4 protein-coding genes are annotated in these 3,821 nt (G+C 74.2%); all 4 read left to right on the top strand.

All coding sequences use genetic code 11. The annotated features are described in order from the left end of the window. The first annotated feature begins 46 nt into the window (after positions 1 to 46). The 4 genes from FNQ90_RS15510 (at position 47) to mshC (ending at position 3,726) form a co-directional block, all read left to right on the top strand. A complete protein-coding gene (locus FNQ90_RS15510; RefSeq protein WP_182606922.1) occupies positions 47 to 736 on the top strand; it encodes a histidine phosphatase family protein in 690 nt (229 codons plus the stop codon). A gap of 115 nt (positions 737 to 851) precedes the next feature. Continuing rightward, on the top strand, positions 852 to 1,442 hold the full coding sequence (locus FNQ90_RS15505; protein WP_182606921.1) for a DUF3090 domain-containing protein: 591 nt from the start codon (positions 852 to 854) through the stop codon (positions 1,440 to 1,442). Beyond that, entirely contained in the window at positions 1,406 to 2,362 is a 957-nt protein-coding gene (locus tag FNQ90_RS15500) for an SCO1664 family protein (protein ID WP_182606920.1), read from the top strand. Before FNQ90_RS15505 ends, FNQ90_RS15500 begins: the two co-directional genes overlap by 37 nt. Positions 2,363 to 2,487: 125 nt before the next feature. Next, the gene (gene mshC, locus FNQ90_RS15495) at positions 2,488 to 3,726 is read left to right on the top strand and encodes a cysteine--1-D-myo-inosityl 2-amino-2-deoxy-alpha-D-glucopyranoside ligase (protein ID WP_143623127.1); all 1,239 of its coding nucleotides are present in this window, start codon (positions 2,488 to 2,490) and stop codon (positions 3,724 to 3,726) included. Positions 3,727 to 3,821: the final 95 nt, after the last annotated feature.

The following is a 3,821-nucleotide window of genomic DNA, read 5'->3' as shown; positions in this document are numbered from 1 at the left end:
GTCCCGTTCCCCGCGCCCGCCCCGGTGCTCGTCTAGGCTGGCCACCATGCCCACCGTGTTGCTCGTGCGCCATGGCAGGACCGCCGCCAACGCCGGGGGCCTGCTGGCCGGACGCGGAGAGGGCGTCGGGCTCGACGACACCGGCGTCGCGCAGGCCGCGACCCTGCCCGCCCGCCTGGAGGCACTTCCCCTCGCCGTCGCCGTCCACAGCCCCCTGCAGCGCTGCCGGGAGACCCTGGAACCCCTGGTCGCCGCCCGTCCCGACCTGCCCGTGGTCGAGGACGAGCGGATCATCGAGTGCGACTACGGCGAGTGGACCGGCCGCTCCCTCCTGGACCTGGCAGCCGAACCGTTGATGGAGGTCGTGCAGCGGCACCCCTCGGCGGCCCGCTTCCCCGGCGGGGAGTCCATGCCGGAGATGGCGACCCGGGCCGCCGCCGCGGTGCGCGACTGGGCCGAGCGGGTGGAGGACGAGCACGGCCCGGACGCCCTGTGGCTGATGTGCTCGCACGGCGATGTCATCAAATCGATGGTCGCCGACGCCCTCGGTCTGCACCTGGACCTCTTCCAGCGGATCTCCGTCGGACCGGCCTCCGTGACGGTCATCCGCTGGACGCGGGAGCGCCCCTTCCTGTTACGTCTGGGCGACACCGGCGACCTCTCGGCCCTGGCGACCGGCCCGGGCGCCGGCACCACGTCGGGAGGGGACGCGGCGGTGGGTGGGGGGGCCACGTGAGCGGCGACAAGATCGTCGGGCGCAGTAGGGTGCCGGTGCACGCCCCGGCGGGCGCGGCCCACCCGGTCCGCCCGTACCCCGTGACCATCACGACCACGACCCCACGGAGCAGCAGGTGACCCGTCAGGTGTTCCTCTACGATCCGCCGGACCGCTTCGTCGCGGGCACGGTGGGCATGCCGGGTCGGCGCACCTTCTTCCTGCAGGCCACGGCGGACGGCCGCACCACGAGCGTCGCCCTGGAGAAGGCCCAGGTCGAGGCGCTCGCCGAACGCATCGACGAACTGTTGGACGAGGTGGTGCGCCGTTCCGGTGGCCGGACCACCGTCCCGGCGGTGGCCCCGGCGGAGCTGACCGACACCGATCCCCTGGAGACCCCCGTCGAGGAGGAGTTCCGGGTCGGCACCATGGCCCTGGCCTGGGACGCGGACAACGAGCGGATGGTCGTCGAGGCCCAGGCCCTGGTCGAGTTGGAGGCGGACTCGGAGGAGGAGTTCGCCGAGGCGGAGGAGGAATTGCTGCGTGACGAGGAGAACGGCCCGCCGATGCTGCGGGTCCGCCTCAGCGGCACGATGGCCCGCGCCTTCGCCAAGCGCGCCCTGGAAGTGGTGAACGCCGGACGTCCGCCCTGTCCGCTGTGCAGCCTGCCGCTCGACCCGGAGGGACACGTATGTCCGCGCCAGAACGGATATCGGCGGGGCCTGTGAGCCCTCCCGACACCGCTGTCGAGCCGGCGGTCGAGCGGATTCTGGAGCACGGCGAGTTGACCCCGCGCGGTCGTCTCACCGGGGCCTCCAACGCCGTGCTGTTCGGCTCGGTCGAGTTGGAGGGGCGCGTGCTGCCGTGCGTGTGGAAGCCGGTGGCGGGGGAGCGCCCGCTGTGGGACTTCCCCGGGGGGACCCTCGCCGCCCGCGAGGTGGCGGCGAGGGAGGTCTGCCGGGCCATGGGCTGGGAGTTGATACCGCCGACCGTGTTGCGCGAGGGTCCGTACGGGCCCGGCATGTGCCAGCTGTGGGTGGGACCGCCGCCGGACGAGGAGGACCCGGACGTCGAGTCGTTCGCGGGTACGACCGGAGCCGGGAACGGAGCCGGCGCCGCCGAATCCGGGGAACCGGACGCGGACGTCGCGGTGGAGGAGGAGACCGCCCCGCTGCTCGCCCTGATCGACGCCGAGGAGCCCGGACCCGGCTGGCGGGCCGTCGGTCGGGCCGAGGTCGGTGCCGACCGCACCGCCCTGCTGGTGCACGCCGATGACGAGCGGCTGCGCCGGCTCGCGGTGCTGGACGCGGTGATCAACAACGGCGACCGCAAGGGCGGTCACCTGCTCCCGCAGCCCGACGGCCGGTTGTACGCCATCGACCACGGGGTGACCTTCCACACCGAGGACAAGCTGCGCACCCTCCTGTGGGGCTGGGCGGGGGAGCCACTGCCGGCGACCGCCCTCGACGCACTGCGGGCCCTGAGGGCCGCGCTGGAGCCGGGCACGGCCCTCCTCACCCGTCTGGCGGAACTTCTCGCCCCGGCCGAGATCGAGGCACTGCGCGGGCGCGTCGGCGCGCTGATGGCCTCCGGACGGCACCCCGCGCCGGGCGGGGAGTGGCCCGCCATCCCCTGGCCACCGATCTGAGGGCGGCCCGGTCACATGGCCCCGGGGTACCCGGCGCCCCGGGGACCCCATCCCTTTCGGACGGATGACCGAGGATGGCCGGGCACCTTCGTGTACCCGACAGCCGCCCGGTTACGCTCGGGGGCATGCATGCCTGGCCTGCTCCCGAGGTCCCCGTCCTGCCCGGTCGGGGCCGCGACCTCCGGATCCACGACACCGCGACGGGCGGGCGGATCGCCCTCGTTCCCGATACCCCCGGGGACCCGGCCCGCCTCTACGTCTGCGGCATCACCCCCTACGACGCCACCCACCTGGGACACGCGGCCACCTACACCGCGTTCGACCTCGTCCAACGGGTCTGGCTGGACACCGGTCGGCAGGTCGTCTACGTGCAGAACGTCACCGATGTGGACGACCCCCTCCTGGAGCGGGCCGCCGTCAACGGCGAGGACTGGCGGGACCTCGCCCACCGGGAGACCGAACTGTTCCGCGACGACATGACCGCCCTGCGAATGCTGCCGCCGGACCATTACATCGGCGCGGTCGAGGCGGTGCCGCTGCTGGTGCCGATGGTGGAGCGACTGCGGGCCGAGGGCGTCGCCTACGACCTGGACGGGGACGTCTACTTCTCGGTGGACGCCGACCCCCTGTTCGGTGAGGTCTCCGGACTGGACCGTGCGGAGATGCTGCGACTCTCCGCCGAGCGCGGCGGGGACCCCGACCGTCCCGGCAAGAAGAACCCGTTGGATCCGGTGCTGTGGCTGGCGGCCCGGGAGGGCGAGCCATCCTGGGACGGCGCGTCCCTGGGGCGCGGCCGTCCCGGCTGGCACATCGAGTGCGTGGCGATAGCCCTCGAGTACCTGGGCGCCGGCTTCGACGTGCAGGGCGGCGGTTCCGACCTGGCCTTCCCGCATCACGAGATGGGCGCCGCGCACGCCCGCTGTCTCACCGGCGGGCGCCCCTTCGCCCGGACCTACGCGCACGCCGGGATGGTGGGCTACGAGGGTGGGAAGATGTCGAAGTCGCGCGGCAACCTGGTCTTCGTCTCCGCCCTGCGCCGTGAGGGCGTGGACCCCGCCGCCATCCGACTGGCCCTGTTGGCCCACCACTACCGCGAGGACTGGGAGTGGACGCCGGAGGACGGCCGGCGGGCCAAGGAGCGACTGGCCCGTTGGCGGGCCGCCGTCTCCCGCCCCGACGCCTCACCCGCCGGCGAGATGTTGGAGGAGATGCGCGCCGCACTGGCCGACGACCTGGACGCGCCGCGGGCCCTGGCCGCCTTCGACCGGTGGGCCGAACGACAGGAACGCGAGGCCGGCGGGGACACCGGCGCGCCGGGCATCGCCTCACGCGCCGCCGACGCGCTGCTGGGCGTCGCCCTGTGAGACCGGGGCCGGGGACCGCCGGGTCCCCGGCCCCGGCCCCCCCTCGTGCGGTGGCGGCTCAGCCGTCCGTGGTGGGCGGGTCGTCCCCGCCCTCC

This window comes from Streptomyces alkaliphilus (assembly GCF_014141535.1).
Classification (GTDB): Bacteria; Actinomycetota; Actinomycetes; order Streptomycetales; family Streptomycetaceae; genus Streptomyces; species Streptomyces alkaliphilus.
The sequence above is the reverse complement of the archived record's forward strand: the minus strand, read 5'-3'. Positions and strand labels throughout refer to the sequence as shown.